Source organism: Janthinobacterium sp. Ant5-2-1 (assembly GCF_001445815.1).
GTDB lineage: Bacteria > Pseudomonadota > Gammaproteobacteria > Burkholderiales > Burkholderiaceae_D > Janthinobacterium > Janthinobacterium lividum_E.
The window spans coordinates 135818-142099 of record NZ_LNCE01000008.1; the positions used below are offsets into that span (position 1 = coordinate 135818).

The window sequence follows — 6282 nt, forward strand, 5'->3', positions numbered from 1 at the left end:
TTATTAAGGTATTTGCAGGAGTTTATGGGTTTGCAGGCTCAGCTTCCACTTCGGGTTGCTTTTGCACGTTTCGATGGCCAGCTTCATGTTGTGCGCGGCCAGGGGGCCATCCATCGCCTGCACGAAGAAGTTCTCGAAGTCCAGTTGTTCGTAGGCGGCAAGGTCTTGCTGGAACTGGGGAATCACCACCTTGATTTCATTGCCTTTGTGGACGACCAGTGTCGAGCCCATCTTCGGGCTGACGCAGATCCAGTCCACGCCGGCTGGCACGGGCAAGGTACCGTTGGTTTCGATCGCGATGGTAAAGCCGACCGCGTGCATGGCGTCGATCAGGGCCGTGTCCAGCTGCAGCAGCGGCTCGCCGCCCGTAAACACCACGTATTTGCTCGGCGCGTAGCTGGCTGGCCACAGGCTGTCGATCAGCGCGGCCAGTTCCTGCGGCGTCTTGAACTTGCCGCCCAGTTCGCCGTCCGTGCCGACGAAATCCGTGTCGCAGAACTGGCACACGGCCGTGGCGCGGTCGCTTTCGCGGCCCGTCCACAGATTGCAGCCGGAAAAGCGGCAAAACACGGCCGGACGGCCCGCGTGCGCACCTTCGCCCTGCAGGGTGTAAAAAATCTCTTTGATGCTATAAGTCACTGTATTTCCTAAGAGCTGGCTGGCGTCATCGCGCAGGGCGTACGCACCGGTGCCGGCGCACAGCGCCGTCACCGCAAAAGCCGATTGACAACCCTCTATTATATGCCGCCATGACACTTCCCGTGCAAATGCCGTGCCCGCCACCTGGCCATGCGGCGCCAAAGGACCGGAAAGCCACAGCGAAAGACGTAACTGCGCGGCTTTTGCGTTTAGACAATATAAATAGCCTCGAGTTAATATATTTTCCGTAATAACATTGCCTGTTGGAAAACATTTGGGGAGCGAGGAAATGATGCAACGCTGGCTACGCCTGCCGTACCGCCTGAGCATTCTGGCCTGCCTGGCGGCCGCTGCACTCGCTTCCCTGCACGTCGGATACGCGGCCGGGCCGATGCTGCCGGCCGGCGCACCCTCCCCCTTGATGCTGGTTTGCGCCATCCTGCTCGGCGTGCTGGCGCTGCTGCTGTGGCGCCAGCACCGTCTGGCGCTGCGCCTGGAAGCGTTGGAACAGCTGCGAGAAGAGGCAGAGCAGGTGCGCCTGACCAGCGGCCAACAACAGGCGCGCGAACAGGAACGCCTGCGCATCGGGCGCGACATCCACGATGACCTGGGCCAGCATCTGCTGACCCTGAAAATCGACCTGTCCATGCTGCAAACCAGCACGCATGGCGCGGCCCCCCAGCTGGCGCAACAGCTGGCCATGATCGCGCGCAATGTCGACCTGACCATCGCGGCGCTGCGCTGCGTCATCCATGACCTGCGCCCGCCGGCCCTCGACGCCGGCCTGCAAGCAGCCTGCGACGCACTGCTGGCCGACTTTGCGCGCACCACCGGCATCGGCTGCGGCTGCGACTACCGGCTCGACGCCGACGCCAGCCGCGCGCATGGCACCTTGCTGTACCACGTGGTGCAAGAAGCGCTGGCAAACATCGCCCGCCATGCACGCGCCACGCATGTCCAGCTGTGCCTGCAGCAAACGGGCGCCACCGTCGCTTGCCGCATCAGCGACGATGGCATCGGGCTGTCGGGTTCGCCGCCGCGCCTCGGTTGCGGCCTGTCCGGCATGCATGAGCGCGTGGCCGCCGCCGGCGGCAGCCTGCACATCGACAGCCGCAGCGGCGCCGGCACCACCTTGCGCGTATCGCTTCCCCTGCCGGTCTGCCACGACGAAGCAATGGTCCATCACTGAAAATATTGCTCAATATCAACACCATCGCTACCCCACGCTGCATCATGGCCAACGAGCCAGCCCCATTCACGCCCAAGAAGGATGCTTTCATGCCGGATAGCCACGCACATGCCAGCGCATCGACGTATGGTGAAGCCCAGGGTTTCGCCGTCAAGATGATGGAATTGCTGGTCGTGCCCACTTTTGTACTCGACGTGCATGGCAGGGTGATGATCTGGAACCGCGCCTGCGAGCAGTTGACGGGGGTGCCGGCGGCCGAAGTACTGGGCGCGAGCGAGCCGGGCCGCTGCTTTTACAACGACGAGCGCCCCACCCTGGCCGACCTGCTGCTGGCCGGACGCGGCGGCGACATGCGCATCCTGCATACGCAGCAGCAATACCGCAGCAGCACGGGCAGCAATCTGTGCGCGGAAAACTGGTGCGACATGCCGCGCACGGGACGGCGGCGCTACCTGGCCGTCGATGCCAGCCCCATCTACGGCAATCACGGCGAGCTGATCGCCGTCGTCGAAACCCTGCGCGACATGACGGACGAAAAGCGCGCGCACGTGGAACTGGAACGCCTGGCCACGCGCGATGGCCTGACGGGGCTGGCCAACCGGCGCTGCTTCGACGACACCATCCTGGCCGAGTGGCAGCGCGCCCAGCGGCAGGAGCAGCCCCTGTCGCTGCTGATGGTCGACGTCGACAACTTCAAGGAATACAACGACAACCACGGCCACCAGGGCGGCGACCTGTGCCTGCGCAAGGTGGCTGGCGCCGTGGCCAGCGAAATGCGCGCCAACGACCTGGTGGCGCGCTACGGCGGCGAAGAGTTTGCCGTCATCCTGCCGAACCAGTCGCTCAAGGGCGCGGCCATCGTGGCCGAGCGCATCCGCCAGCGCGTCGAGCGGCTGCAACTGCCGCGCAAGCGTGCCGACGGCGCCTGCGTCACCGTCAGCATCGGCGCAGCCACCGCCCTGCCCGGCCCCGGCACGGAACTGGGGCAATTGATCCATACGGCCGACTGCGCCCTGTACCGCGCCAAGCACCTGGGCCGCAACCGCATCAGCTTGCCGGAAACGACGCTGACCTGACCACCCGCCGCTGCGGCACGCCATGCTCGTCCTGACGGGGCCGCCCCTTCCTGCCAAAACGCCTTGCCCCTATGCAGGGCGGCACGAATCTTCTATGCTGCGGCGTTGCACTTTCCACATGCCCAAAAAAAGAAGGAGCCCCCCGTGTCAAGAATCATGCCCGTTTTATTACCCGCTTTCGCCCTGGCCCTGTCGGCCATGGCCTCGTCGAACCTGGGCGCCGCGCCCGTCAAACCGGCTGCTACCCACAGCGCCGCCGCCAGCAAGGCCGATCTGCTGCCATTCAAGGCAACGGAAAAGACCCTGCCCAATGGCTTGAAGATCATCATCGTGCCGACCGGTTTCCCGAACCTCGTCTCCTTGCAGATTCCCGTGCAGACGGGTTCGCGCAATGAAGTCGAGCCGGGCAAGTCCGGCTTCGCCCATTTCTTCGAGCACATGATGTTCCGCGGCACCAAGGCGTACCCGCCCGAAAAATACCAGGAAGTCATCACCCGCGCCGGCGCGCGCCAGAACGCGTATACGAGCGACGACCTGACCAATTACCACACGACGTTTGCCAAGCAGGACCTGGAAACCGTGCTGAAGGTGGAAGCGGACCGCTTCCAGCACCTCGACTATGCGGATGACGCGTTCAAGACGGAGTCGCGGGCCGTGCTGGGCGAGTACAACAAGAACAGCGCCAATCCCGTCTCGAAACTGTTCGAAGTGATGCGCGACAGCGCCTACACGACGCATACCTACAAGCACACGACGATGGGTTTCATCCAGGACATCGAAGACATGCCGAACCAGTACGCGTATTCGAAGATCTTCTTCGACCGCTGGTACCGTCCCGAGCGCACCACCATCATCATCGCCGGCGACGTGGAACCGCAGCAAGCCATCGCGCTGGTGGAAAAATACTGGAGCGGCTGGCAGCGCGGCAAGCAGCAGGCGGCCGTGCCCGTGGAACCGGCCCCGCGCGGCCCCGTCTACAAGCACGTGGCCTGGCCCACGCCGACCCTGCCGTGGGTGGCCGTCGGCTTCCACGCGCCGGCGTTTTCCGTGAAGGACAAGGACCAGGCCGCGCTGGCAACGTTGCTGTCGCTGTCGTTCGGCCGTACCTCGCCGCTGTATAAACGCCTGGTGCAGAACGAGCAAAAGGTCGATCAATTGTTCGACATGACGCCGGAGCGGGTCGACCCGACCCTGGCCGTGCTGGGTGCGCGCGTGAAAAACATCGATGACGCCGTCTACGTGCGCGATGCCATCCTGGCTACCGTGGCGCAGCTGCGCGACACGCCAGTGAGCGAAAAAGACCTGGCGGACGCCAAGTCGGCTGAAAAATACGGCCTGATCCGCTCGCTCGACAACACGGAGCAGATCGCCGGCACCCTGGCGTCCTTCGTGCATTTCGACCGTTCCTACGCCACCATCAACCAGTACTACCGCCTGATCGACACGCTCACGCCGGCCGACCTGCAGGCGGCCGCGCGCAAATACCTGACGGACGAGGGCCTGGTGGTGACGACCCTGTCGCACCAGCCGATGGCGGCCGCCATCGCCACCACGCCAAAACTGGCCAGCCTGCTGCCGGCCGCCTCGAACGCGAAGTTCGACGTGCTGGTGCAAAAGTCCGCGCTGCCGCAAATCCGCTACAAGCTGCTGTTTATGGCAGGTTCCGCGCAAGACCCGCAAGGCAAGGAAGGCCTGGCCGCGCTGACGGCCGCGATGGTGGCGTCGGGCGGCTCGTCCGAGCGCAAGATCGACGAAGTCAACCAGGCCCTGTTCCCGCTGGCCGGCAGTTTTTCCCAGCAGACGGACAAGGAAATGACGACGTTTACGGGCTCCATCCACAAGGATAACTGGACCCAGTTCAACGCCATTGCCCTGCCGCTGCTGCTGTCGCCCGGTTTCCGCGAAGACGACTTCCGCCGCCTCAAGGACGCGCAAAAGAACGCGCTGCTGCTGGACCTGAAGGACAATAACGAAGAGGAATTCGCCAAGGAACGCCTGCAAACCAATGTGTATGCGGGTACGCCGTACGGCCACCCCGTGCTGGGCACGGTCGCCGGCATCGACGCCATCACCCTCGACGACGTGAAACAGTTCTGGAAGAGCGCGTACGCGCAAGGCGCCGTCAAGGTGGGCATTTCCGGCGATGTATCGGACGCCATGACGGCTTCCCTGACGCAGGCGCTGGCAAGCTTGCCGGTAGGCCCAGGCTTGCCAGCCACCGTGAAACCCGCAGGCCGCAAGGCGAATGGCCTGCAAGTGGAAATCATCGAGAAAAACACGCGCGCCACGGCCATTTCCTTCGGCCTGCCTTTGGAGGTGACGCGCACGCACCCGGACTTCCCCGCCCTGTGGCTGGCGAAAACATGGCTGGGCGAACACCGCGCCTCGAATTCCTACCTGTACCAGCGCATCCGTGAAATCCGCGGCATGAACTATGGCGATTATGCGTACATCGAAGCCTTCCCGCGCGGCATGTTCCAATTCTTCCCGAACCCGAACCTGGGCCGCAAGGCGCAGCTGTTCGAAATCTGGATCCGCCCCGTGGCGCCGGACAACGCCCACTTCGCCCTGCGCGTGGCCCTGACGGAATTGGGCAAGCTGATCGACAACGGCCTGACGCAGGACGATTTCGCCACCACGCGCGACTACCTGATGAAGAACGTCTTCGTCATGACCTCGACGCAGGACCAGCAACTGGGCTACGCGCTCGACTCGCAATGGTATGGCACGCCCGAGTTCACCAAGCTGATGCGTGATGGCTTGTCGAAACTGACGGTACAAGACGTCAACCGCGCCATCAAGCAGCACCTGTCGGCCAAGAACCTGTCCGTGGTGATCGTCGCCAAGGATGCGGCCGGCTTGAAGGAAAAGCTCGTCAGCGACGCGTTTTCTCCCATCAAGTACGATGGCAACAAGCCGCAGGCCCTGCTCGATGAAGACAAGGTCATCGGCGCGATGAAGCTGGGCATCGAACCGGCAGCGGTGACGGTGACGCCGGCGGCGCAGGCATTCGCCAAGTAAGCGCAGCGGAAAAAATAACGCACCAATTAAATGCAATCAAGGCCGCCAGCATAAAGCTGGCGGCTTTTTTTATGCACGAAAATGGCGCAGCGCAGCATCCATTGGCGATTATCTGCCGATATTATCTCGCCTTACCGGAGACTCCATAGAGGCGCTTTCTCCGCACCAGAACGGTGCATCTGCAACATATTACAAATGTAAAAATTTGCAACTTGAGTGGACTTCAGCGAAATATAAAAATGCCATTTAAAACAAGAATGATTATAAATTACTCCTTAAAAAACAATATGTTAGAAAATTTATGGTGTATTTTTTTCATTGTCTATTTACTAATTTTCAGATATTTCCTAGCATAGA

At 62.2% G+C, this 6282-nt stretch carries 4 protein-coding genes; 3 read left to right on the forward strand and 1 reads right to left on the reverse strand.

Features of this window, described 5'->3' with window-relative positions:
* Positions 1-3: 3 nt before the first annotated feature.
* The gene (queE, locus tag ASN89_RS02615) at positions 4-639 is read right to left on the reverse strand and encodes a 7-carboxy-7-deazaguanine synthase (protein ID WP_034785949.1); all 636 of its coding nucleotides are present in this window, start codon (positions 637-639) and stop codon (positions 4-6) included.
* Between the two features lie 289 nt (positions 640-928).
* Between queE and ASN89_RS02620 the strand changes: the two genes are divergently transcribed.
* The 3 genes from ASN89_RS02620 to ASN89_RS02630 all read left to right on the forward strand — a co-directional run bounded on the left by ASN89_RS02620 (position 929) and on the right by ASN89_RS02630 (position 5925).
* Complete coding sequence (locus ASN89_RS02620) at positions 929-1828, forward strand: sensor histidine kinase (protein WP_058048163.1); 900 nt, start codon at positions 929-931, stop codon at positions 1826-1828.
* 89 nt (positions 1829-1917) lie between these two features.
* On the forward strand, positions 1918-2904 hold the full coding sequence (locus tag ASN89_RS02625) for a diguanylate cyclase (protein ID WP_058048175.1): 987 nt from the start codon (positions 1918-1920) through the stop codon (positions 2902-2904).
* Between the two features lie 144 nt (positions 2905-3048).
* Positions 3049-5925, forward strand: coding sequence for a M16 family metallopeptidase (locus ASN89_RS02630; RefSeq protein WP_152988416.1), 2877 nt, complete (start codon positions 3049-3051; stop codon positions 5923-5925).
* The last annotated feature ends 357 nt before the right edge of the window (positions 5926-6282 follow it).